This is a genomic window from Collinsella sp. Sow4_E3 (assembly GCF_052116285.1).
Classification (GTDB): Bacteria; Actinomycetota; Coriobacteriia; order Coriobacteriales; family Coriobacteriaceae; genus Collinsella.
In genome coordinates this window covers 62898-87482 of record NZ_JBQKLJ010000007.1, presented here as the reverse complement: position 1 = coordinate 87482, position 24585 = coordinate 62898, and the positions used below count along the sequence as shown (strand labels likewise).

General features: G+C 62.8%; 21 protein-coding genes and 4 tRNA genes. 21 read left to right on the top strand and 4 right to left on the bottom strand.

Annotation, left to right across the window (positions count from 1 at the left end; all coding sequences use genetic code 11):
* The first annotated feature begins 318 nt into the window (after positions 1–318).
* Positions 319–391: transfer RNA gene (locus ACTQ48_RS06110), tRNA-Ala, on the top strand.
* Between the two features lie 208 nt (positions 392–599).
* Here ACTQ48_RS06110 and ACTQ48_RS06105 read toward each other — a convergent pair.
* Positions 600–675: transfer RNA gene (locus ACTQ48_RS06105), tRNA-Ile, on the bottom strand.
* 709 nt (positions 676–1384) lie between these two features.
* Between ACTQ48_RS06105 and ACTQ48_RS06100 the strand changes: the two genes are divergently transcribed.
* The 20 genes from ACTQ48_RS06100 (at position 1385) to ACTQ48_RS06005 (ending at position 18769) form a co-directional block, all read left to right on the top strand.
* A tRNA-Ala gene (locus ACTQ48_RS06100) sits at positions 1385–1457 on the top strand.
* Positions 1458–1532: 75 nt separating this feature from the next.
* On the top strand, positions 1533–3566 hold the full coding sequence (locus ACTQ48_RS06095; RefSeq protein ID WP_441570378.1) for an ABC-F family ATP-binding cassette domain-containing protein: 2034 nt from the start codon (positions 1533–1535) through the stop codon (positions 3564–3566).
* Positions 3553–3849 (top strand): hypothetical protein, encoded by a 297-nt coding sequence (locus ACTQ48_RS06090; RefSeq protein ID WP_164473297.1) that lies wholly within the window; start codon positions 3553–3555, stop codon positions 3847–3849. Before ACTQ48_RS06095 ends, ACTQ48_RS06090 begins: the two co-directional genes overlap by 14 nt.
* Before the next feature lie 9 nt (positions 3850–3858).
* Positions 3859–4542, top strand: coding sequence for a site-2 protease family protein (locus tag ACTQ48_RS06085; protein ID WP_441570377.1), 684 nt, complete (start codon positions 3859–3861; stop codon positions 4540–4542).
* 84 nt (positions 4543–4626) lie between these two features.
* Complete coding sequence (locus tag ACTQ48_RS06080; RefSeq protein WP_441537368.1) at positions 4627–5436, top strand: segregation and condensation protein A; 810 nt, start codon at positions 4627–4629, stop codon at positions 5434–5436.
* Positions 5437–5447: 11 nt separating this feature from the next.
* Positions 5448–6176: an SMC-Scp complex subunit ScpB gene (gene scpB / locus ACTQ48_RS06075; RefSeq protein WP_441570376.1), complete on the top strand. Its 729-nt coding sequence runs from the start codon at positions 5448–5450 to the stop codon at positions 6174–6176.
* Entirely contained in the window at positions 6163–7128 is a 966-nt protein-coding gene (locus ACTQ48_RS06070) for a pseudouridine synthase (protein ID WP_441570375.1), read from the top strand. Before scpB ends, ACTQ48_RS06070 begins: the two co-directional genes overlap by 14 nt.
* A 66-nt stretch (positions 7129–7194) precedes the next feature.
* A complete protein-coding gene (gene cmk / locus ACTQ48_RS06065; RefSeq protein WP_154516475.1) occupies positions 7195–7881 on the top strand; it encodes a (d)CMP kinase in 687 nt (228 codons plus the stop codon).
* 3 nt (positions 7882–7884) lie between these two features.
* Positions 7885–8613, top strand: coding sequence for a lysophospholipid acyltransferase family protein (locus ACTQ48_RS06060; protein WP_427748053.1), 729 nt, complete (start codon positions 7885–7887; stop codon positions 8611–8613).
* 2 nt (positions 8614–8615) lie between these two features.
* Positions 8616–9515, top strand: coding sequence for a 4-hydroxy-3-methylbut-2-enyl diphosphate reductase (locus tag ACTQ48_RS06055; protein ID WP_441570374.1), 900 nt, complete (start codon positions 8616–8618; stop codon positions 9513–9515).
* A gap of 2 nt (positions 9516–9517) precedes the next feature.
* Entirely contained in the window at positions 9518–10960 is a 1443-nt protein-coding gene (locus tag ACTQ48_RS06050) for a DUF512 domain-containing protein (RefSeq protein WP_441570373.1), read from the top strand.
* Between the two features lie 10 nt (positions 10961–10970).
* Positions 10971–12305 carry a ribosome biogenesis GTPase Der gene (der, locus tag ACTQ48_RS06045; RefSeq protein WP_427748050.1) on the top strand — a complete coding sequence of 445 codons (1335 nt, stop codon included), beginning with the start codon at positions 10971–10973 and terminating at the stop codon, positions 12303–12305.
* Positions 12298–12981, top strand: coding sequence for a glycerol-3-phosphate 1-O-acyltransferase PlsY (gene plsY / locus ACTQ48_RS06040; RefSeq protein WP_427748049.1), 684 nt, complete (start codon positions 12298–12300; stop codon positions 12979–12981). The genes der and plsY overlap by 8 nt, the downstream gene beginning before the upstream one ends.
* A 9-nt stretch (positions 12982–12990) precedes the next feature.
* Positions 12991–13998 carry an NAD(P)H-dependent glycerol-3-phosphate dehydrogenase gene (locus ACTQ48_RS06035; protein WP_441570372.1) on the top strand — a complete coding sequence of 336 codons (1008 nt, stop codon included), beginning with the start codon at positions 12991–12993 and terminating at the stop codon, positions 13996–13998.
* 18 nt (positions 13999–14016) lie between these two features.
* The gene (rpe, locus tag ACTQ48_RS06030) at positions 14017–14688 is read left to right on the top strand and encodes a ribulose-phosphate 3-epimerase (RefSeq protein ID WP_441570371.1); all 672 of its coding nucleotides are present in this window, start codon (positions 14017–14019) and stop codon (positions 14686–14688) included.
* Positions 14689–14694: 6 nt separating this feature from the next.
* Positions 14695–15873: a cysteine desulfurase family protein gene (locus tag ACTQ48_RS06025; protein WP_441570370.1), complete on the top strand. Its 1179-nt coding sequence runs from the start codon at positions 14695–14697 to the stop codon at positions 15871–15873.
* Positions 15870–16679: a Nif3-like dinuclear metal center hexameric protein gene (locus tag ACTQ48_RS06020; RefSeq protein WP_441570369.1), complete on the top strand. Its 810-nt coding sequence runs from the start codon at positions 15870–15872 to the stop codon at positions 16677–16679. Before ACTQ48_RS06025 ends, ACTQ48_RS06020 begins: the two co-directional genes overlap by 4 nt.
* Positions 16676–17395: a zinc ribbon domain-containing protein gene (locus ACTQ48_RS06015; RefSeq protein WP_441570368.1), complete on the top strand. Its 720-nt coding sequence runs from the start codon at positions 16676–16678 to the stop codon at positions 17393–17395. The genes ACTQ48_RS06020 and ACTQ48_RS06015 overlap by 4 nt, the downstream gene beginning before the upstream one ends.
* A gap of 2 nt (positions 17396–17397) precedes the next feature.
* On the top strand, positions 17398–18612 hold the full coding sequence (gene coaBC, locus ACTQ48_RS06010; protein WP_441048414.1) for a bifunctional phosphopantothenoylcysteine decarboxylase/phosphopantothenate--cysteine ligase CoaBC: 1215 nt from the start codon (positions 17398–17400) through the stop codon (positions 18610–18612).
* Between the two features lie 80 nt (positions 18613–18692).
* Positions 18693–18769: transfer RNA gene (locus ACTQ48_RS06005), tRNA-Pro, on the top strand.
* An 862-nt stretch (positions 18770–19631) separates the two neighbouring features.
* Here ACTQ48_RS06005 and ACTQ48_RS06000 read toward each other — a convergent pair.
* The 3 genes from ACTQ48_RS06000 to ACTQ48_RS05990 all read right to left on the bottom strand — a co-directional run bounded on the left by ACTQ48_RS06000 (position 19632) and on the right by ACTQ48_RS05990 (position 24446).
* Complete coding sequence (locus tag ACTQ48_RS06000) at positions 19632–21653, bottom strand: gamma-glutamylcyclotransferase family protein (RefSeq protein WP_441570367.1); 2022 nt, start codon at positions 21651–21653, stop codon at positions 19632–19634.
* Between the two features lie 349 nt (positions 21654–22002).
* The gene (locus tag ACTQ48_RS05995) at positions 22003–22968 is read right to left on the bottom strand and encodes a hypothetical protein (protein ID WP_441570366.1); all 966 of its coding nucleotides are present in this window, start codon (positions 22966–22968) and stop codon (positions 22003–22005) included.
* A 686-nt stretch (positions 22969–23654) separates the two neighbouring features.
* Positions 23655–24446 (bottom strand): 7beta-hydroxysteroid dehydrogenase, encoded by a 792-nt coding sequence (locus ACTQ48_RS05990; protein ID WP_154516391.1) that lies wholly within the window; start codon positions 24444–24446, stop codon positions 23655–23657.
* Positions 24447–24585 lie beyond the last annotated feature (139 nt).

Genomic DNA, 24585 nt, shown 5'->3' with positions numbered 1-24585 from the left:
GAGATCGCCGGGTGGGCGGGGGCGCGATCGGTCCCGATAATGGGCCTGGTGCCGGCAGGATGGCCGTTGGGCGGATGGCGGCCCGCGCCGCGGAAGCGAAAGAACGGCGGCCGGCGGGACTCGAGATGTCCCAAGGGCGCCGGGAGGGAGGGCGGCGGCTACGCCGCCGCCCGCGGGGCGCGTCCCCGCGGGCCGGATCGGGCACCGCGGGCCCCTCGCTCCCGAGCCCGTCCCGCATCCCCGGCCCCGCCGCCGAAAGATTTTTCCGAGATTGTCCTTGCATCGGCGGGGGAGTTCCCGTATAGTACTTCTTCGCACGGGGGCGTAGCTCAGCTGGGAGAGCGCTTGACTGGCAGTCAAGAGGTCAGGGGTTCGATCCCCCTCGTCTCCACCCGAGCATTGAATGAGGCTCCAACGCAAGTTGGGGCCTTTTTTCATATCAATCGTCCTGCAGTTTATCTTTACTTAGTGGCTGTTGAAGTAAATCCATCCTAAATTGCAAATATGAATGAAATAAACGCCCTACGCCATTGCAGGCCAAAATAAGGCGTCAACGCAATGTAAAGAGGCCAGGCGTGTTGCCCGGCCTCGAAATACTCTGGTGGGCCCTCCGGGATTCGAACCCAGAACCCAGGGATTATGAGTCCCCTGCGCTAACCGTTGCGCCAAGAGCCCTTATGTACTGTGATAATAATTTCAACAATGGAAATTCATTTCCCATTGGGTTAAATCACGATTTGAAATACTACCATGCACAAGCATGTCGCACAACGCACGATCAAGCCATGTTTTTAACACCCGGTATTCCCTGACAATCAAGATGCATCACAAGAAATATCACTGGATGGGAATTGTTCAAGCCATTATCCCAAGACTGCAAATAGAGTTAACCATCGACGAACTGATGCCATTTCAAAACCATGCCGGATTACGGGGCTGGACCCGGACCGGCCGTCCATACCCTGCATTTTACGAAATTCGCAAGTCGTCTACCTGCGGTTTTGATTTTACCGATTACGGCATGCCCGAGGGTTCCCGGCCTGGCCCCGTAAACCGGCATGGTTTTGAGATCGCCGGGTGGGCGGGGGCGCGATCGGTCCCGATAATGGGCCTGGTGCCGGCAGGATGGCCGTTGGGCGGATGGCGGCCCGCGCCGCGGAAGCGAAAGAACGGCGGCCGGCGGGACTCGAGATGTCCCAAGGGCGCCGGGAGGGAGGGCGGCGGCTACGCCGCCGCCCGCGGGGCGCGTCCCCGCGGGCCGGATCGGGCACCGCGGGCCCCTCGCTCCCGAGCCCGTCCCGCATCCCCGGCCCCGCCGCCGAAAGATTTTTCCGAGATTGTCCTTGCATCGGCGGGGGAGTTCCCGTATAGTACTTCTTCGCACGGGGGCGTAGCTCAGCTGGGAGAGCGCTTGACTGGCAGTCAAGAGGTCAGGGGTTCGATCCCCCTCGTCTCCACCCGAGCATTGAATGAGGCTCCAACGCAAGTTGGGGCCTTTTTTCATATAGGCACACAAGGTCAAAGGCGGCACCATGATCCTCCTGGTCGACAAGATCGAAAAAAGCTTCGGCGCGCGCGTCCTCTTTAGCGGCGCGTCCTTTCAGATCAACCCCGGCGAACGCTTTGCGCTCGTGGGACCCAACGGCGCCGGCAAAACCACCATGCTCAAAATCATCATGGGTATCGACAGCCCCGACGCCGGCCAGGTCCAGTACTCCAAGGACTGTCAGGTGGGCTACCTCGAGCAGGAAACCAACCTGGAGCACAAGGATACGACCATCCTCGCCGAGGTCATGGCCGCCGCCAAGGAAATCCGCCGCATGGGTGAGCGCGCCAACGAGCTGCAGGCCCAGATCACCGAGCTCTCTGAGCAGGGCAAGGACGTCGACGCGCTCCTTAACGAGTACGGCCAGGTCCAGGACCGCTTTGAGCATCTGGGCGGCTACGAGCTCGAAAGCAATGCCCGCAAGATCCTGTCCGGTCTGGGCTTTAAGGTCACCGACTTTGAGCGCCCGTGTTCCGAGTTCTCGGGCGGCTGGCAGATGCGCATCGCGCTGGCCAAGCTCTTCTTGCGCCATCCCGACCTGCTGCTTCTGGACGAGCCCACCAACCACCTGGACCTCGAAAGCGTCCAGTGGTTGCGCGGCTTTATCGCCAACTACGACGGCGCCGTGCTCATCGTCAGCCACGACCGCGCCTTTATGGACGCCTGCGTCGACCACGTCGCCGCGCTCGAGAACCGCCGCGTGACCACCTACACCGGCAACTACAGCAGCTACCTCAAGCAGCGCGAGGACAATCTGGAGCAGATGCGCGCCAAGCGTGCCGCCCAGGAGCGCGACATCGCCCACATGCAGGTTTTCGTCGACAAGTTCCGCTACAAGCCCACCAAAGCCGCCCAGGCGCAGGAGCGCATCCGCAAGATCGAGCAAATCAAAAAGGAGCTCGTCATCCTGCCCGAAGGCCACAAGCACATCGACTTTAAGTTCCCCGACCCGCCGCGCTCCGGCGACATGGTCGTGGGCCTAGAGGGCGTGTCCAAGTCCTACGGCAACAAGCACATCTATAGCGATATCGACCTCAAGCTCTATCGCGGCGAGCACGTGGCGCTCGTCGGCCCTAACGGCGCCGGCAAGTCCACCCTCATGAAGATCATCGCCGGCCTGGAGCCGCCCACTACCGGCACGCGCGACCTGGGTACCAACGTGGGCGTGGCCTATTACGCCCAGCACGCGCTCGAAGGCATGACCGAGTCCAACACCGTCCTGCAAGAAATCGACACCGTCACGCCCAAGTGGACCGTGCCGCAGCAGCGCAGCCTGCTGGGCGCCTTCCTGTTTAGCGACAACGATTCTATCGAAAAGCAGGTCCGCGTTCTTTCCGGCGGCGAAAAGGCGCGTCTGGCCCTGGCTAAGATGCTCGTGGCCCCCGAGGCACTTCTGTGCCTGGACGAGCCCACTAACCACCTGGACATCGACTCGGTGGACATGCTCGAGAACGCCCTACAAAACTTCCCCGGCACCATCGTGCTGATCAGTCACGACGAGCACCTGGTGCGAGCCGTGGCCAACCGCGTCATCGACATCCGCGATGGCAAGGTCACGGTCTATGACGGCGACTACGACTACTACCTCTACAAGCGCGAGGATCTCGCGGCCCGCGCCGCTGCCGAGGCGGCAGGGGAGAGCACACCTTCCGCGGCCAAGCCCACCAAAGCCAGCGCCACCCAGGCCGATACCCCCGCCGCAGCGCCTAAGCCGGCCGAGGGCAAAAAGACCAAGGAGCAAAAGCGCGCCGAGGCCCAGGCCCGCGCTGCGCTCAACAAAAAGCTCAAGGGCGTGCGCAACCAGCTCAAGAAGATCGAGGCAGAGCTCGACAAAAAGCGCGCCCGCTATGACGAGCTTATGGAATTGATGGCGAGCGAAGAGCTTTATGCCGATCAGGATAAGTTCAACGCCGCCCTGGGGGAATATAACGGGCTTAAGCAAGAGCTGCCCAAGCTCGAGGACGAATGGCTGGAGCTTTCCACCCAGATCGAAGAGGAGACCGCGCGTGAACTCTCGTAAGGCCGCTGCCGTGGCGATGAGCATCATCGCCATCGCTTGTCGCATCTGCGGCATCTTTATGAGCGCGATGACCGTGCTGTTGTGCTTTAGCGGCCTGACCGCCAAGCTGCAGATTGTGGGCTTTGTCGTCGAGCTTTCTCGCGCGCTGCCGAGCGCCATCGCCGGATACGGCGTCATCACATCGCCCTTTGGCGGCGTGTTCCGCCTGGATTACGCCATCGTGGCCGTCATCCTGTTTGTGGCCGACTACCTGCTCACGCGCGCCTCGCGCCGCGTCCGCTAGGGGAGCGCCATGTCCAGCAGCTACTTCATGAACCTGCTCGCCAGCGCCGTCGCCGTCATCGTGGGCATCGTGATCCACGAGAGCGCACACGCCGCCGCAGCCTGGGCGCTTGGCGACAAGACGGCCCATTCGCGCGGCCGCGTCTCGCTCAACCCGCTCAACCATATCGACCCGTTTGGCACCATCATCCTACCGCTGCTCATGCTCGCGGCCGGTGGCCCGGTGTTCGCCTTCGCTAAGCCCGTGCCGGTCTACCTCAACAACCTCAAGCACCCCAAGCGCGACGAGGTCTTGGTGAGCGCGGCAGGCCCCGTATCGAACATCGCACTGGCGTGCCTTGCGGCCTCCCTCATGCACGCAGCATACGGCAACCTTTACGCCGGCATGTCCTTTGCCGTAGCGTCCCAAATCATGAACTTTGGCGCCACCTTTATCGTGGTCAACCTGTCGCTCGCGTTTTTTAACCTCATCCCGATCCCGCCGCTTGACGGCTCGTCGATCATCGTGCCGTTCCTCAAAGGCAAGGCACTCGCCAACTACTACCAACTGCAGCAATACGCCATGCCCATACTCATCATTGTGCTGTATCTGCTGCCCATGTGGACCGGCATCGATGTGATCGGCCGGTATTTCGACGTTACCGTGTATCCGCTCGCTGGGCAGCTGCTCAACTTCGCAATCGCCGGCATCTAGGGTAAACTTACAGGTCGACCGTGCAAAACGGTCGCAACATGCACCCAAACCGCGCCGCGAAGGCGCCGTCAAAGGAGGTCGAAGATGTCGTATCGCGTGTCGACGCAGGTCTACAGCGGACCGTTCGACCTGCTGCTGCAGCTGGTAACCCGCCAAAAAGTTGATATCGGCGCCATCTCGATCAGCGAGGTGGCCGAGCAGTACCTGGCCGAGGTCGAGCGTATTGAGGCGCTGGACCTGGACGTGGCGAGCGACTTTTTGCTGGTCGCGGCAACCCTTTTGGACATCAAGGCCGCCTCGCTGGTGCCGCAGGAGGCTCCGCACAAAGCCGACGACGATGACGAGATTGACGAAGACCTCGAAGAGCTCAGCGCGCTCGACGGCGACGCCCTGCGCGAGGTCCTGATCCAGCGCCTGATCGCCTACAAGCAGTTTAAGGGCGCGGCGGCGGCCCTTGGCGCGCGCATGCAGGCCGAAAGCCGCATGCATCCGCGTGTGGCCGGTCCCGACCCCGAGTTTTTGGGCCTTATGCCCGACTACCTGGCCGGTATCACGCTGCGCGGCCTCGCCGTCATCTGCGCCGACCTTGACGGCAAGCGCCAGACCTTCCTGCTGGAGGCCGAGCACGTGGCGCCGCATCGCGTACCGCTCGACCTGACGGTGGCCTCGGTCGACCGCTTTACCATGGCGCACCAAACTTGCACCTTCCGCGAGCTGTTAGACGGCGACGCCACCACCGAGCAGCTCGTCGTCACCTTCCTGGCCATGCTGGAGCTCGCGAAGCGCGGCTCACTCACCCTGAGCCAGGACGAGATCTTTGGAACCATCCGTATCAACCGCGTCGAGGGCGCCGAGGCCTACGTGCCCGGCGAGGGCCCCGAGCTCACCGAATAGGAGCGGCAACCATGTCAACCCTTTCCACGCTAGAGGCAAACAGCCTCAAAGGCGCCCTCGAGGCGCTCCTGCTGGTTTCGAGCGATCCGGTGAGCGCGCCCGCGCTGGCAGATGCGCTGGATATCGCCCCGGGCGAGTGTGCGTCGCTTTTGGCCGAGCTCAAAGTTGAGTACGAGGAGGCCAATCGCGGCTTTCAGCTGCGCGAGGTCGCCGGCGGCTGGCGCCTGTTTACGCATCCCGCCTACCACGATGTGGTCGAAGCTTATGTGCTGAGTTGGGACACGCAAAAGCTGTCGCAGGCGGCGCTCGAGACCCTGGCCGTCATCGCCTACCACCAGCCCGTCACGCGCGAGGTGGTCAAGGGCATCCGCGGCGTCAACTCCGACGGCGTCATCGCGTCGCTCGTTGACAAGGGTCTGGTGCGCGAGCTCGGTCGCGACCCCCAGCGCGGTCAGGCCATCATTTACGGCACGACCAACGCCTTTTTGGAGAAGTTTGGTCTGCGCTCCACCCGCGACCTGCCCGATCTGGAGCAGTTTGCCCCCGACGAGCAGTCGCGCCAGTTTATCCGCGAGCGCCTGAGCGGCCGCAGCATTCAGTCTACGCTCGAGGAGCAGGTCGAGGACCTGGACGAAGAGCGCGAGCTGCTGGATACCGATGTTGAGGATGTCGAGGCAGCCGGCGGCGAGGAAACACTTGCCACCAACGACGCTGCGGAGGATACGCATGACGAGGACTAGCGAAGCAGGGGAGACGCGCGCCGCCGGTGCCACGGGCGCACCCGCGACCGACGCCCAGCCCGTCTACCCGCACACCATGCGCCTGCAGCGCTTTTTGGCGCGCGCGGGCGTGGCGAGCCGCCGCGGCTCGGAGGACCTAATGACCGCCGGCCGCGTGACTGTCAACGGCCAGGTCGCGACCGAACTGGGCACCAAGGTCGATGTGGACCGCGACCATATCGAGGTTGACGGTATGCCCGTCAAGCTCAACCAGGGTGCCGTGTACCTGATGCTCTACAAGCCGACCGGCTATCTCACCACCATGAGCGATCCGCAGGAGCGCCCTTGTGTGGCCGACCTTGTCCCGCGCGACCGCTTTCCGGGGCTCTTCCCGGTGGGCCGCCTGGACCGCGACACCACGGGCCTTTTGCTCTTTACCACCGACGGCGACCTGTCGCAGGACCTGCTGCACCCCAGCAAGCACGTCTACAAGACCTACCAGGCGCTGGTGGACGGCCACCTGACCGATCGCGACTTGGAACCGCTGCGCCGCGGCATCGAGCTCGACGACGGCCTGTGCCAGCCGGCGATCTGCCGCGTCATTACCGCGCGCGAGGCCGAGGCGGTGGCTCCGCAGGGTGTGAAGCCCGGCACAACCGCCGTGGAGGTCATCATCCGCGAGGGGCGCAAGAACCAGGTCAAGCGCATGCTGAGCAAGATCCACCACCCGGTGATCCGCCTGCACCGCTGCAACTTTGCCGGCCTGGAGCTCAAGGACGTGGCCAAGGGCTCGTGGCGCGAGCTCACCGACCGCGAGGTGCAGATCCTCAAGGCCGGCGGCATCCCGCCCAAGCAGGCCGGCGCCAAGCGCGCCGCCGCGCCGGCGGCCAACCCCGCGACCCGCACGCGCCACCACGGCAGCCACGGCTCCGCGCCCAAGCGCAACACCTACCGCGAGCGCTACACGGGCTAGCCAGTCCGCCAGCAAGCAGCGCCCGCGTCCCATACCAGCACGTCAACCACCGAAAGGAAGCATTGCATGATCGTCGCCATCGACGGCCCCGCCGGTTCCGGCAAGTCCACCATCGCCAAGGAGATCGCCCGCCAGCTGGGCTTTAACAAGCTCGACACGGGCGCCATGTATCGCGCCGTCACCTTCGCCGCGCTCGACCGCGGCATCGATCTGGACGACGAGGCTGCCATCGACGCCCTCGCCGAACAAATCGAGATTCGCTTTACCAACGGCACCGGCGAAGACACGCGCCTGACCATCGACGGCGCGGACGCCTCGGCTGCCATTCGCACCCCGCAGGTGGACGCCAACGTCTCCAAGGTCTCGGCCTACCCGGGCGTACGCGCCGCCATGCTCATCCATCAGCGCCGCGCCGCCGAGGACCGCGATATCGTGGCCGAGGGCCGCGACATCGGCACCGTCGTGTTCCCCAACGCGCAGGTCAAGGTGTTCCTGACCGCCGATCCGCGCGAGCGCGCCCGTCGCCGCGTGCTGCAGCGCCACCAAAACGACGCCCAGCCGCCCACCGAAGAGCAGCTCGAGGCCGAGGTCGACGAGACCCTCGACGCCCTCAAGCAGCGCGACAAGCTCGACAGCAGCCGCGAGGTCGCGCCGCTCGTGCCCGCCGAGGACGCCGTGCATGTCGACTCCACCGCACACACCATCGACGAGGTCGTCTCGATAATCGAGGACCTCATCAACCAAAGGAGGTAGCTCATGCGCCTGTTTAAGCAGACGCCCGAGGATTACTACAACGCACCCTACGCCGAGTTCCCCGTGCTCATCCGCGGCACCGTCTTTGTGGTCATGGGCATCCTGTGGGTCTTCTCCAAGCTCATGTGGCGCTGGAAGGTAGAGGACAGCGACCTGCTGTTTGAGCGCCAGGAAGGCCGCGGCAGCGTGGTCATCTGCAACCACACCTCGATGGCCGAGCTCCTGGCTGTAGAGACGGCACTGTTCTTTGGCGGCCGCCGCGTTCGCCCCATCTTTAAGTCCGAGTTTGCCAAGAGCAAAATCGTGCGCTGGGCCTTTAGCCGCGTGGGCGGCATTCCCGTCGAGCGCGGCACCGCCGACATGAAGTGCCTGCGTGCCGCCCAGCATGCGCTGCAGCGCGGCGAGGACGTCCTGATCTTCCCCGAGGGCACGCGCATCCGCTCGCGCGAGATCAAGCCCGAGGTCCACGGCGGCTTTGCGCTCATTGCCCAGATGGGCAAGGCACCCGTCAACCCGCTCGCCATCTGCGGCTGGTCCGATATCACGCCTGCGGGCAAAAAGCTTATGCGCCCCAAAAAGTGCTGGATTCGTGCCGGCAAGGCCATCTCGCTATCCGATGCACCGGCCGAGCTCAAGCGCAAGGAGCGCCTGGCATGGTTTGAGTCCGAGGCCATGAGCCGCGTCTACGCCATGCGCGACGACCTGTGCGCCGAGCACCCCGGCAGGTTCTAGCCATGGGCGAGAACGTCATGAACACTGTCGAGGCTGCGCCCGGCAAGGCAGACGCCCCCACCATCGAAATCGCAGCGCATGCCGGCACCTGCTACGGCGTGCAGCGTGCACTCGATATGGCTCTGGCCGCCGCGCCGCAGGCAGGGGAGAGCGCTCAGGTCCACACCCTGGGTCCGCTCATCCATAACCCCATCGTGGTGCGCGAGCTCGCCGAAGCAGGCGTCGGTCTGGCAGACACCTTGGACGACGCCGCATCGGGCACCGTGATTATCCGCGCGCACGGCGTGGTGCCGCAGGTCATCGAGGCTGCTCGCGAGCGCGGCCTTACCGTGGTCGATGCCACCTGCCCCTACGTCAAGAAGGTCCACGTGGCCGCCGAGCGCCTGGTGCGCGAGGGCTACCGTGTAATCGTCGTGGGCGAGCCGGGCCACCCCGAGGTTGAGGGCATCCTGGGCCACGCCGGCGATGACGCGCAGGTCGTGAGTTGCGCCGCCGATGCGGACGCGCTGCCGCTCAAGGGCAAGGTGGGCCTGGTTGTGCAGACCACCCAAACCGCGCAGAACCTGGCCGAGGTAGTGGCCTCCATCACCCCGCGCGTGCAGGAACTACGCGTGATTAACACGATCTGCGCTGCCACGAGCGAGCGCCAGCAGGCGGCGGCAACCCTCGCCAACCGCTGTGATTGCATGGTCGTCGTGGGCGGCAAAAATTCGGGAAATACGCGCCGCCTGGCACAGATTTGTGCCAATGTCTGCGAGCACACCCATCACATCGAGGAAGCTTCCGAGCTTGAGGCCGCATGGTTTGCCAACGCGCGCCACATCGGCATCACCGCCGGAGCCTCAACTCCGCAAGAACACATCGAACGCGCCGTTGCGCGCATCAAGGAGCTTTGTCGCTAATCATGGACCAGACCGTACCCGCATACGCCGCCGAGGTGGCCGATTACGGGCGCAGCCGCGACCCCGAGCCGGGTGAGGGCGCGCTCGTAAAGAACGTGCGTCCCGAATCGCCCGCATGGGATGTGGGTATCGAGCCGGGCATGCGCGTGCTCACGGTCAACGGCGAGCAGCTGACCGACATGATCGTGTGGCTCTGGGAGGCCGACGAGGACACCGTCGAACTTGAGGTTCTCGACCCGCGCGACGGCACCGTCACCCCCGTCGAGCTCGATCGCTTTCCCGGCGAGGACTGGGGCCTTGAGTTCGACGGCCCCATCTTCGACGGCATGCGTACCTGTGTGAACGCCTGCGTGTTCTGCTTTATGACCATGCTGCCCAAGGGCGGCCGCTCCACGCTCTACATCCGCGACGATGATTACCGCTTGAGCTTTTTACAGGGCAACTTTGTCACGCTCACGAACCTTTCCGACGAGGACGTACAAAACGTTATCGACCGCAACATGAGCCCCATGAACGTGTCGGTCCACGCCGTGAGCCCCGATGTCCGCCGCCGTATGATGGGCCGCAACGCCCAGCGCGGCATGGACGTGCTCGAGACCATCATGGCCGCCGGCATCGAGATTCACGCGCAGATCGTTTTGTGCCCCGGCATGAACGACGGCGAGGAGCTGCAAAAGACCCTACGCTTTTGCGAGGAACACGAGCAGATCACGAGCCTGGGCATTGTGCCACTGGGCTTTACCAAGCACCAGAGGCGCTTTACCTGGTCATACAGCGACAAGCCCGAGCTCGCGCGCGAGACCATTGCCATGATCCGTCCCTTCCAGGATCGTGCCTACAAGCGCTTTGGCCGCCACACCTTCCAGATGAGCGACGAGTTCTATCTGGACGCCGGCATCGAGCCACCCCAGGCCGATTTTTACGACGGCTACCCGCAGTATTACGACGGCATCGGTATGATTCGCTCGTATCTGGACGAGACTGACGATGTGCTTGCCGCCGACGCCGAGCGTCTGGCCCGCGTCCGCGAGGCAATCGCCGGGCGCAACCAGCGCCTCCTGTGCCTCTCCGGCGCCAGCGCGCGCGACACCGTGGCGCGCTTTGTGGAGTCGCCACACGGCCTTGACGGCACCGTCACGGCCATCAAGAACCATTACTTTGGCGGCAACGTGGACGTGACCGGCCTCATCGTCGCCTGCGACATTCTGGAGCAGCTGCCGCAGGACCTCTCGGGGGTTATGCTCTTTGTGCCTAAGCTCATGTTCAACGCTGACGGCATGACGCTTGACGAGTATCATCGTGACGATTTACTCGCAAGCCTTGAAGCTCGCGGCGCCGAGGTTCATGTGGTATCGACCATGCCGCATGAGCTGCTCGATACCCTGGAGCATATCCTTGGCATTGTGCCCGCAGGCTCTTCTAATTCCGCTGACCCTACCCATTAAAGGAGTGCAGATGAAACCTATCGTCGCCGTCGTCGGACGCCCCAACGTGGGCAAGTCCACGCTCGTTAACCGCCTGGCCCAGACCTCGGACGCCATCGTCCATGAGTCCCGCGGCGTAACGCGCGACCGCTCCTACCACACGGCCGATTGGAACGGCCGCGAGTTCACCATCGTCGACACGGGTGGCATCGAGCCGCTCAAGAGCGATGACGTCTTTGCCACGTCCATCCGCGACCAGGCCCTCGCCGCCGCCGAGGAAGCCGCCGTCATCCTGTTTGTGGTCGACGGCCGCACCGGCGTCACCGAGGAGGACGAGTCGGTCGCCCGCATGCTCAAGCGCTGTGACAAGCCGGTCTTTCTGCTGGTGAACAAGCTCGACAACCCCGATCGCGAAAACGACAGCATCTGGGAGTTTTATTCGCTCGGCATCGGCGAGCCAACGCCGCTCTCGGCCCTGCACGGCCACGGCACGGGCGACCTGCTCGACGACATCGTTGCCCTGTTGCCCGAGGAGGAGGACGAGGTCGCCGACGAGTTCCCCGACGCGCTGAACGTCGCCATCATCGGCCGCCCCAATGCCGGTAAGTCGTCGCTGTTCAACCGTATCCTGGGCGCCGACCGCTCTATCGTGTCCAACATAGCCGGCACCACGCGCGACGCCATCGACACCGTCGTGGAGCGCAACGGCAAGCACTACCGCATGGTCGACACCGCGGGTATTCGCAAGAAGAGCACCGTGTACGAGAACATCGAGTACTACTCCATGGTCCGCGGCCTGCGCGCCATCGACCGTGCTGACGTGGCACTGCTCGTCGTCGACGCCTCCGTGGGCGTTACCGAGCAGGACCAGAAGGTCATGGGCTTGGCCATCGAACGCGGCTGCGCCATCGTCGTTCTGCTCAACAAGTGGGATCTGCTCGACGACGACCGCAAGCGCGAGGCCTGCATGGAGACCGTCGACCGCCGTCTGGGCGTCATGGCTCCCTGGGCCCAGTACCTGCGCATCTCGGCCCTGACCGGCCGTAGCGTCGAGAAGATCTGGGCAATGGTCGACGCCGCCGAGAAGACGCGCTCGCAAAAGATCACCACCTCGCGCCTCAACACCTTCCTCACCGACCTGCGCGAGTTTGGCCACACCGTAGTGGACGGCAAGCGTCGCCTGCGCATGCACTACGTGACCCAGACGGGCGTCAACCCGCCGACGTTTACGTTCTTCGTCAACCACAGCGACCTAGTCAACGACACCTACCAGCGCTATGTGGAGAACCGTATGCGCTCTACCTTCGATTTTTCCGGAACGCCCATTCGACTCTTCTTTAGGAAGAAGGAGCAAAAGGATGCATAATCCGATTCTGCTGACCGCCATCTGCGCCGTGGTCTCGTTCTTTATCGGAGCGATTCCGTTTGGCCTGATCCTGGGCCGTGTGTTCAACCACACGGATATTCGCAAGGCGGGCTCCGGCAACATCGGCACCACCAACGCCCTGCGCGTAGCCGGCCCCAAGGTCGCCGCGCTCACGCTGCTGCTCGACTGCTTGAAGGGCGCCATCTGCGTCCTTATCGCGCGTCCGCTCATCGCGAGCGTGGGCTATGGCTTCCCGGTGAGCATCATGGCTCCCGGTGCCGCCGGCGACTGGATGCTCGGTGTCATTTGCCTGGCTGCCGTGTGGGGACACATCTTCTCGCCCTACCTCAACTTCCGTGGCGGCAAGGGCATTGCCGTGGGGCTGGGCGTCATACTCGCCTGGTACTGGCCCATCGGACTTTCGCTGCTGGGCATGTTTATCGTGGCCGTCGCCATCACCAAGTATGTGTCGGTGGGCTCGCTTGCCGCGGCCATCGGTCTTCCCATCGCCGCCTGCGCGGTCTTTCCGTACAGCAGCCTGGGCCTCAAGTTTTGCATGGCGATGATCGGCATCACCGTGGTGTGGGCCCATCGCGCGAACATCAAAAAGCTCATGACGGGTAAGGAATCCAAGCTCTCGTTTACCAAGCGCGTCACCGAGCCCGACGATAAGTAGGAGAGAGTCATGAATGTTGCGCTGATTGGCTCCGGCTCCTGGGGAACCGCCGTCGCCGGCCTTGCCGCCGCGCGAGCCGAGCGCGTGACCATGTGGGCCCACAGCGAGCAGACGGCCGCCGGCATTAACGGCGAGCACCGCAACCCCCGGTATCTGGTGGATTACGAGCTGCCCGGCAACGTCGTCGCCTCCACGGACCTGTCGCGGGCGCTCGACGGTGCCGATGCGATCATCTTTGCCGTGCCCTCCATGCACCTGCGCGACGTGTGCCATCGGGCCGCGCCGTTTATCGATACCGACACCCCGGTTCTGTGCCTTACCAAGGGCATCGAGCCCGAGTCCGGCATGCTCATGAGCGAGGTCATCGCCAGCGAGATCGGCAATGAGATGCGTGTGGCGGCGCTCTCGGGCCCCAACCATGCCGAGGAGATATGCCGCGGCGGACTTTCCGCCGCCGTCATCGCCAGCAAAGACTCGCAGGTAGGGGAGACCTTTAAGGACCTGCTCCTATCCACGGCCTTCCGCATCTATCTGTCGCAGGACATGACCGGTGTCGAGGTTTGCGGCGCCATGAAAAACGTCATCGCCATCGTGTGCGGCATCTCCGCCGGTACCGGCGCAGGCGACAACACGCTCGCACTTATCATGACGCGCGGCCTGGCAGAAATCAGCCGACTGGTGCACGCCCGCGGCGGCCAGGCCATGACCTGTATGGGTCTTGCCGGCATGGGTGACCTCATCGCCACCTGCACCTCCGAGCATTCGCGCAACCGCACCTTCGGCTACGAGTTTGCCCACGGCGTATCGCTTGACGAGTACCAGGCGCGCACGCATATGGTGGTCGAGGGCGCCGTCGCCGCCCGCAGCGTGAGCGAGCTCGCCCGTTCGCTGGGCGTAGACATTCCGCTCACCTTTGCCGTGGAGCAAACGCTCTACAACGGTGTTACTTTGGATAGGGCGCTCGAGATCCTTACCGACCGCGTCCCCTCTCAAGAGTTCTACGGACTCACCGACTAGCGCAGAAAGGCTACTACCATGGGTTCCATCAAAATCGCTCCGTCCGTCCTTTCGGCTGACATGGCCAACCTTAAGGGCGAGCTCGACAAGATCGCCGGCGCCGACTTTGTGCACTTCGACGTCATGGACGGTCACTTTACCGGCAACCTCACCTTTGGCGTCGAAATCCTCAAGGCCGTCAAGCGCTCCACCAAGGTGCCGGTCGACGCGCACCTGATGGTGTCGAACCCCGACGAGACCGTCGATTGGTATGCCGACGCCGGCGCCGATATGATCACCGTGCACTATGAGGCCTCCACGCACCTGCACCGCACGCTCACGCATCTGCAGCAGCGCGGCGTCAAGGCCGGCGTGGTGCTCAACCCCGCCACGCCCGTCTGCGTGCTCGAGAGCATCATCGAGGTCGTCGACATGGTGCTGCTCATGAGCGTGAACCCCGGCTTTGGCGGCCAGAGCTTTATCCCGGGCACGCTGCATAAGCTCCACGAGCTCAAGGCCATGTGCGAGCGCCACGGTGTGTCGCCCTTGATCGAGGTCGACGGCGGCATCTCTTCCAAAAACATTGCCGAGGTCGTCAAGGCCGGTGCCGATGTCCTGGTAGCCGGCTCCGCCGTATTTAAGTCCGAAGATCCCGCCGCCGAGGTTGCGCTGCTGCAGAAGCTGGGCAACGAGGCCGCACAGGAGGCATAAACCCTTATGACCGCAGGTCAAAACCGCATACCCGTGAATCTTGACTATGCCGCCTCGACGCCCATGCGCGCCGAGGCGCTCCTTGCGCAGCGCGAATATGACGACAGCGAGCTCGCCGGCGTCAACCCCAACTCGCTGCACTCGCTCGGCCGCAAGGCTGCCGCACGTCTGGAGGTTGCACGCCGCGAGATCGCCCGCAGCTTTGGCGCGCGCGTTCGCCCGTCCGAGATTGTCCTAACCAACGGCGGTACCGAGGCCAACCAGCTGGCGCTCCTCGGACTTGCCGAGGGTGCTCGTCAGCGCGATCGTAAGCGCGAGCGCGTGATCGTTTCGGCCATCGAGCACGATTCGATCCTGGACAACCTATCGCTGCTGCGAGCCGCGGGCTTTACCGTCGACCTGGTGCAGCCCTGCCGCGCGGGCTACATCGAGCCTGCCGCGCTGAGCGACTTGTTGGGCGACGACGTCGCGCTCGTGAGCATCATGGCCGCCAACAACGAGACCGGTGTGGTACAGCCTATTCGCGAGCTTGCCGCGGCTGCGCACACCGCGGGTGCCCTGTTCCACACCGATGCCATCCAGGGCTATCTGCATATTCCGCTCGATGTGACCGAGCTGGGCGTCGATGCCATGACCGTTGCAGCACACAAGATTGGCGGCCCCGTAGCCTCCGGCGCGTTATACCTAAAAAGCCGCACGCCGCTGCGCCCCCGCATCTTTGGCGGAGGACAGGAAGCCGGACGTCGTGCCGGCACGCAGGACCTGCGCACGCAGCTGGCCTTTGCCGCTGCCGCCTCGTCTCTGGCGCCCCATGTGGCTCAGGAGCGCAAGAAGCTGCAAGCCCTTTCCGACAAGCTCTACGCCACGCTCACGGCCCATCCGCGCATTCACGCCACCATGGGCGACTACACGCAGGCCGACCGTCTGCCAGGCATGGTATCGATCTATATTGACGGCATGGACTCCGAGGAGCTCATCATCAAGCTCGACGCCGCCGGCTTTGAGGTTTCGGCCGGATCGGCTTGCTCGAGCGGCAGCATGGACCCGAGCCACGTGCTCAGCGCCATGGGCATTGGTCGCGAGCAGGCGCTGGGCGCACTGCGCATCTCCTTCGATGACCGCGTGAATCCGAGCGATCTGGACGACTTTGCCCAGACGCTGCTCTCGATTGTAGGTGCCGCATGATCGTCGCCGAGCTTGAGCGCGCCCTGCTGGCACGCTATCCCAAGACGGACGCCGAGCCCTGGGACCACGTAGGCTTATCCGTTGGCGACCCCGACGACGAGATCCGCGGCGTTGCCTGCGCGCTCGACGCCACCAGGGACAACGTGCAGCGCGCCTTGGAAGCCGGAGCCAACGTGTTGCTCACGCATCATCCCGTCTACATCAAGGCGCCCGAGTCGTTTTGCCCGCCCAGCGCAACGCGCCCCCAATGCAGCGCGGCGCTCTACGAGGCGGCCCGCTGCGGGGTGAGCATTATCTCGCTCCACACCAACCTGGACCGCTCGCACGAGGCACGCATCTGCCTAAGTAAGCTGTTGGACGCGGCGCCTGCAAGCTCGTTGGAGCACGTGGACGACCCCGAGGCCTGCGGCCTGGGAGTTTTTGCAACACTCAACGACCCGTACACGCTGCGCGATCTTGCCGCCCGTGCTGCCACGGCCTTTGGCAGCGACCCACGCGTATGGGGCGATGCCGAGCGCCCGTGCCGCACCGTCGCCATTCTGGGCGGCTCCCTCGGCGACTTTGGCGAGCTTGCCATCGCCGCCGGTGCGGATGTCATCGTGACGGGCGAGGCAGGCTATCACGTGGCGCAAGATCTTGCCTTGCGCGGGCTGAGCGTGATCTTGCTCGGCCACGACCGCTCCGAGGAGCCGTTCGTGGATATCTTGATGAACTCTGCGGTTGACGCCGGGGTCGACCCCCGTCATGCGATTAAAATACTGAACCCTTGCCAATGGTGGACTGTGACAAAAGGAGAGAACTTATGAGCGCCGGCGCTACGCTACTCAAGCTGCAACAGATCGATTTGGAGCTCGCCCGCAACAAGAGCGAACTTGCCAATATGCCGGAGCTCAAGGAGCTCGCCTCAAAGCGCAAAACCTATGTAAAGCTTAAGTCCGAAATGACCAAGCTCTATGCTCAGCGCAAGGACCTCGACATTGAGCTGGACGATCTCAACACCACCGAGATCCAGACCAACAACGCCATCGAGGCCGCCAAGAAACGCCACTTCGACGGCTCTGACTACCGCGAGGTCCAGGATCTGGAAAACGAGCTCGCCACCCTGGCCAAGCGACTGGACAAGATTGAGCACACCCGCAAGGATGTCGTTGTCGCCCACAAGGAGGCGCTCGACCGTGAGGCTCGCGCGCAGGTCATCATCGCCAAATTCGAGGAGGGCGTGAAGGCCGACACCAAGGCTGCCCGTTCCAAGGCCGCCGACCTGCAGGCCCAGATTGATGCCGCCACCAAGGAGCGCACCGCGCTTGCCGCCACGCTGCCGACCGACGTGCTCACCGACTACGAGCGTTTGCTCAAGCAGTTCCGTGGCCTGGCCGTCGAGACCATCAAGGGCAACATCCCCACGGTCTGCCACACCGCGCTGCAGGCGTCGTCCATGAGCGACCTCAACCACGACGGTAGTGAGATTACGCACTGCCCGTACTGCCACCGCCTGCTCGTGCTCCCCAATAAGGAAGCCTAACAATGACGACGGCACCCGACAATTCAATGCAACTTGAGGGAAAAACGATCCTGCTGGGCATTACCGGCGGGATCGCCGCCTATAAGTCGTGCAATATCGTGCGCCTGCTGCAAAAGCGCGGCGCCCGCGTTAAGGTCGTTATGAGCGAGCATGCCACGGAGTTTGTGGGCCCGCTCACCTTTCGCGCGCTCACGGGCGAGCCGGTCGCTGTGGGTCTGTTCGACGACCCCTCCGACCCCATCCACCATATCTCGCTGGCGCAGGAGCCCGATTTGGTGGTCGTGGCGCCCGCGACGGCCAATATCATCGCCAAGATGGCCAACGGCATCGCCGATGACCTCATCTCCACTACGTTGCTTGCCACGCCGCGTCCTATCGTGGTCGCACCGGCCATGAACAATGGCATGTGGAAGGCGCCGGCCACGCAGGCCAACATGACCACGCTGCGTGAGCGCGGTGTCCACGTTGTGGGTCCGGGTAGCGGCTACCTTGCCTGTGGCGATGTGGACACGGGACGCATGAGCGAGCCCGAGGACATCGTCGAGGCCGTCTGCAAGCTGCTCGACCCCGCTCCTCAGGACCTTGTGGGCAAGCGCATCGTGATCACCGCCGGCCCCACGCACGAGCCGATCGACCCCGTGCGCTTCATTGGCAACCGGTCATCGGGCAAGATGGGCATCGCCCTGGCGGGGGAGGCCGCGCGCCGCGGTGCCGCCGTCACGCTCGTGCTGGGACCGACATCGCTCGACGTTCCCCGCGGTGTAGCGTGCGTGCGCGTACAAACCGCCGCGGAAATGCTCCAGGCGGCGCTGAGCGCCTTTCAGACGGCCGACGCGGCCATTTGTGCCGCCGCCGTCGCCGACTACACGCCTGCTGCCCCGGCGGACCATAAACTCAAAAAGGCCAACGAGCGCCTGGATCGAATTGAGCTCGTCGAGACCGTTGACATCCTGGCCGAACTCTCACGCCAAAAGGGCGATCGCCGTGTGATCGGCTTTGCGGCCGAGACCGATAACGTCGTGGAGTACGCGCAGCGCAAACTCGTGCGCAAGGGTTGCGATGCCATTATCGCCAACGATGTCTCGCGCGCCGATTCGGGCTTTGGGACCGATACCAACAAGGCCTGGATAGTGAGTACAGCGGGCACGCAAGAACTTCCCGTTCTAACAAAACCCCAGCTTGCAGATACAATTTTGGACTTGCTTCAAAATTTGTAAAAAAGTTCTTGCACAAGAACAAAGTTTCGGGTTACTATACTCCCTGTTGCGAGCGAGAGCAGAGCAACAAACAAATGCTTCGGGACGTGGCGCAGCTTGGTAGCGCACTTGACTGGGGGTCAAGGGGTCGCTGGTTCGAATCCAGTCGTCCCGACCAGAAGTTTGCAGGTCAGGCACCTAGTGCCTGACCTTTTTTTATCAGGAATCATCAGGGAATCACCGGAGAATCACCGGCTGTTTTTTAGCCAATAAAGACACGCCCTTCTACCTGCACTTTTGTAGAATCTCGGTTTTAATGGATCCCCCCTTCACTTTCTTTCCATATTTGTTGAATTCACTGATTCGTTTTGATTCCACATTTGTAGTCTATCTAGCCTAAATTTTTCTACATACGCGAAAATCACCTACCTGTGCCTAGCTACTGCGGCTACGACATCCAAGCCAACTGTCCCGCCCTGCTTCACTAATTCCCCGCACGTTCGCACGGAACCCCGACACCGCCCAAGGGCCGCGATACTTTTTCGATTTCTTTCGGCAGCGAGAGGAAGGCTTCCGTGCCTGCCGAAACAAGGCACTGCGCTCCAAAAAGCTAACGCCGCGGGTATTAAGCCGACACCGCGACGGTGCCACCGGCCATCGCTGCGGGCACCTGCGGCGTAATCGCCCCAGAGTCCGCCATCTGGGCCGCCATGCCGGCGAAGTCCTAGGCGACGGCGTGAGCGTGCGGCTCAGGGCGGCGTTCGCGCCGTCATTCTCGTGCGACCTCAAGAGAGTGCGTCGGCGCGGGCTCGACTAGGGCGAGCTCGCCACCGTCATCGACTTCATCGTCGAGAACGCCCCGAAGCGCTGGAGGAACTTCATAGACGCCGCATGCGCACGCTCAAGGGCGCATTGAGGGGCAGGGCTGAGGGCTTGAGGATCGGGGCTTGGGACTAGAAGGGGGCTCGGAAGTCGCGGGTCAGGATTCGAACATCGACCCACGCGCTTGGCGATTCTTACCAGTTCAGACGGTTTGCAGGCTATTCGCGCTGCGGGAGAGACTCGCACCACTGCAGCAATGCGCTCAACATAGTGGGCTTGTCTTGCACGAACTGCTCACGCTTCACACCGCGGCGCGGCTCAAAGCGAATGTCGTAACCCCTGTTGTCCAGGTACACGACATAGCTTTCGGGGGTGCCGGGCAGGTTCAGCGCTGCATGGCGCGTGCTGCCAATGCGCTGCGGCGCTTCCATAAGAGACTCGTTGGGCAGCTGACCGCCGTATACCTCCTCTAGTGCGCGGAAGCGGCGCCTAAATCTCAGGTAACCGTGGCAGCCCTCGTCTGCATGCCCGGCACAACAGGTCTGCGTTTCATAACCCTTATCGTTCAGCATGCGCACGTGGGGCTGCAGCTCGTGGTCGATCGCTACCAGGTGATCAGGGCGCTTGCCGCATTCGCATTCGCCCAAGGGCTTAAAGCACTTCGGGCACACGAACAGCATGCACTTCATGGTTTGCTCGGGCGTGAGCTCCCTGATTCCCAGGGCTGCGATTTCTGCCGCAGGGGCTTCGGGCTGCACGCAGGGGCATCCGCTTGCACGCAGAATGGCGTCGATGCACGCCACGGTGGCGCGCTCCATTTTCAGGGCGATGGCTTCGTCGCGCATCGCGCCAAACGCCTCGATGTCTTTCGTAACTGCAGAAAGCGGGGTTCGCCGAGAGATGTACACGAATGCGTTCTCTTCCCTCGCAGTGGGTTCGCCCTCAATCTTCACCGTAACGCCGGCTTTTGCATAGGTGCCGTACTGCACGCCGTTCGCTTTGTCCAGCGCCTGGACCTCACCCCGCGTGAGACCATGCCACAGCACGCCTTCCACAAACGATCCTTCCATGCGCGTGATGGTGGGACGGCCCTTCGCGTCGCACGCCAGCGTGTAGCCATAGAGCTTCGCCTTGGTTGCATAAACATGGTGACCGCCCTCGAGCTTTTTGGCAATGCGGTCATGGCTGATGTCAAAGCCATATGCGAAGTACGGGGTTTCCGCATACTCGCGGGTGTCGGCGGAGTGTTCGCGCGCGCTGAACACCGGGACAGAGGGACGATTAAAGTTGTGCACGTCAAACTCAGGCAGGCTGTTGCACCAGCCGAGCAGGGTGCGCAGCAGGGCCTTGCGCTGCTTTTCGAACTCATCCAGCGTAAGGGAGTAACTAAGGTCTGCCTGCAGCGCAGGGTCGCTGCTGCGCACTGCGCGGAACCCTTCGGGGACGTCAATCTTGTAACCGAACTCGCCTGGAATCTTGATTGCCAAGTAGATGCGGTGAGACCCGCAGAAGGTGGCCTCACTCGCTTCCATCACCTGGTAGCGCTTAGAGCGCAGGATGCGTCCATGCTGCTGAAGGCCACGGGGGAAACGGCGTGCGTAGTAACCGGTGTAACGGCATGTGCAATCGGCGATCTGGTGACCTTCACCGCACACGAAGTCGGCGTATTCGCGTGCAGCGGGGAGGTCGATCTTGGCTGCGCCATACGCCGCCGACTCTTCTTGCGCGCGCAAGCGGTCCAGGCTGTCGGCGCGCATGTCGGACATCTGCGCCAAGGTTGCCTCATCAAGCTGCATCACGCGGCCGGCTTCGACCACGCGGTCGATGTAATCGTACTTTTCGGTGTACTTGCGCAGCGGGGTGCGCTCAGAGATGTAGACCATCGCCTCAAGGGTTGCGGGAACCACATCGCCTTCGCGCCCGACGGTCACGGTTTCCTTGCGGTAGCAACCAGATGCAACGCCTTCGTAGCGGTCGAGAGACGCCACGTGAGAGCTATCGAGCGCCCACAGCGCGCCTTGCACATGCGACCCCTCGCGCTTGGTGATGGTGAGGTATCCGGCGGTATCGAACGCCAGCTCATAGCCGTTCAGGGTCGCTTTGCCCAGCAGCACCGCGCCGGGGCAGCGGGTTTCAACTTGATGGATGTCAAGGTTGCTACCGTACGCGAAGTTGATGGTCGAGGGTGCAGTCTCGGGGTGACGGGCTGAGGCGTTGTTGCCCTTCTCGTTGTACTTCATGGTTCATGCCTTTCGGTGTTGCGATGGGCTTCGGTCGCTCGAGCTGATTGCAGCATACGACCTGAAGCCGAAAAGGCGTGAAAACCTGAGGTTGACATTTTAAGAAATAGAACGAAAAGGACGGCCATGCACGAAATCGCGCAGGCAGAAAGTGCTGTTCGAGGCGCATCCTGCGAAAGGATACCCGTTCAGAAGGGTTGTTGCCAGTTTTTATCGATTCGATTTTTTACGAGCGCACGAAGAGGTTGCGTTTAGAAAAACGCAAGGGCGGCTGTTTCGCCTGTAAGCAAACATGAAATCGGCCGCAGCGGTACCGCCTGGGAGGGCGAACGAGGGACTTGGCCGCAACCTAATCCCCGGGTGCGGCTGCTACGCTCACTACTTGAGAATCGTCGACCGCCCAGTATCTGCCATCCAAAAGTTTAAACACGATATAGCTGCCGTCTTTGCTTATTTCGGCGGCGTTTACGCATTTCTGAAGATCGGCGTGGCGCGCGTAGCGGCCGTCGAGCTTATCTCCATTTACAAGCACGACTTCAAGATTGAGACCCATCTTCTCATACATAACGATACGATCCGAATCGTCCACGCCCTTGCTTGAGTCGAAGTCGGGCCTTTGCCCACCGCGGCGAATCCCTCGTTCAGTCAATGCCCTGTCGATCCCGCCCTTTGCGTAGTCGCTCAGCTGGGAATAGATTCTGCCAGCGAGATCATCGGCCAAGACGCGCTCTGGGTCCCCGCCTGACCGTTCCGCTCGAAACTCGCCTAATGCCGACAGTATCAGGTACACCTCATGCAATCGCAGCGGCAGGAAGATCGGGTGAGCCGTCGACTTCAGGCCGCCGCGGCTTGTCGGCTCGGCCTTGATGTAGGAGTCGCCAAAACGCACGCCGCCTGCCAGGGCGCTCAGGCGCTTTTGCACCGCCGTGCGCGAGCAGCCCAGGTACGCGGCGATCGCTTGCTGGGTCATTCCCTTATGCGCCGCTTTGAGCAGCATGAGATTTGCCTCGTCCGTGCCTATGAACGACTTGTCCAGGTTGTAGTGGCGCTTTTTTGGGGCGCCGCCGATCTCGTTGCCCTTTTCGAACAGCTCGTGCACGCTCAGGAACAATTCATGGCGGCCGTTGCTTTGGGGGCCTTCCTCTGAGTTGGCATAATCTGCCAGCGCCTTGCAAAACAAGCGATAGTTTTCGTCAGTGACGAAAGTGGGCCACTGCATGTTGTGAAAGCGTGTGCCTTCACGTGTGTCGGCGAATTTCGAATACGCAGACTCAGGATCGCAACCGACCCTTTCCGCAATTTCCGCAACTCTCATGCCAATCCCTTCCGCAACCCAATCACACGCACGAAAAACCTATCAAGCCAGAAGATTGATGTGGCAAAAAAGAAGAAGAGGCATTACACCCCTCCTTCTGGACAGCCTGCACCCCGGTTCCCTGCCTGCCAGTTCGCCCCCCGAAACCCTCGGGGCGCTGTGGGGTCGAACCCCTCCGCATGGAAAATTCTATCGCGGCCATGCCCGCTATGCGTGTCACGCACACCACGCCAAACGTCAGGTTTACCAGCCGGGACTGAGCCCTCTTTCGAGAGCAGGGTTATATTAGCATCTACAAACTCGAAAAACCCTGCCGCATTTGAGGAGTACCAAGAAAACGGTCTACACCTTGAATATCAACCTCATCCGAACACCTCCCGCATTCACACGAACATGTACGGATGAATGCGGGAATCCGATACCCTGAGGGCCGGATCGGCCGGCCCACTAGGCACGAGCGGGACACGGTCCAGAGGATGCCGGAGCGCAGGGTCCCGTGCAGGGAGATCGCGGGGGAGCCGGGCAGGTCGCCCTAGACGGTGAGCGCCGAGGTGCCGTCGCGCCCACCCATGAAAAGAGGGTTTCTTTGCGGGCGCCGCATCCGCACGCCCCCGCAAAGAAACCCTCGCACTCGCATCTCTTCCTGCGAACCCGCACGCGCCCTCGCGCACGCGCCGCGGCAGCTGCTAGTCGCGGTAGAACGAGCCCATGTAGCGGATGTACTCGTCCTCGGTGTGGTTGGCCTTCCAGTCGTGGACGGAGTCCTTGTTGCGCTGGCCGGCGATGACGGAGAGCTCCTTACCCAGCTTCTCAAAGGCCTCGTCGACGCACTCCTCGGGGGTGAGGGCGATCTTCATGACGGCCTCGCCCTGCGGGCCGCCGGGGAGGTTGGACAGCAGGCTGGGGGTTAGGGTGGTGCCGAGGGTGATGACCTCGACGTCGACACCGGTGCCCTCGCACTCGCAGGCCACGGCCTCGGTCATCTTGAGGATGAAGGCCTTGCCCGCGCCGTACTGGCCGTTCCAGGGGCTGGAGCTGATGCCGGTCATCGACGAGACGTTGATCACGGCGCCGCGGTCCTGGGCGGCAAAGATCCGCATGTAGTGGTGGAAGCACTTGAGGAAGGTCACGACGTTGACGTTGATCATGGCCTCGTGCTTCTCCCAGGGAGTGTCCTGGATCTTGCCGAAGCTGTGCAGGCAGGCCACGTAGCTCATGAAGCCCATGTCCAGGCCCTCGGTCGCGGCGAAGACGGTCTCGGCAGCGTCGGGCTGGCTAAAGTCGGCGCGCACGACCTTGGTCTCCACGCCGTAGGTCTCACGGATCTCGCCGGCGAGCACGTTCAGCTTCTCCTCGCGACGGCCGACCATGACGACATTCATGCCGCCGGCGGCGATCTTCTCGCAGAACGCCTTGCCGACGCCCTCGGTCGCGCCCAGGATCAGGCCCCACTCACCGTACTTTTCCCTCAGGTTCATACTGCATCCTCTCTCTCGATGCCCATGCGGGCACCTCTCCTTTAGCGTGCGGCCGCTCAGCCGCATACGGTGCGCCATTATGCGCTGAACAAGAGGGGAGTGCGTTCACGACTTTGCGAACGAACCCGAAACAACGATG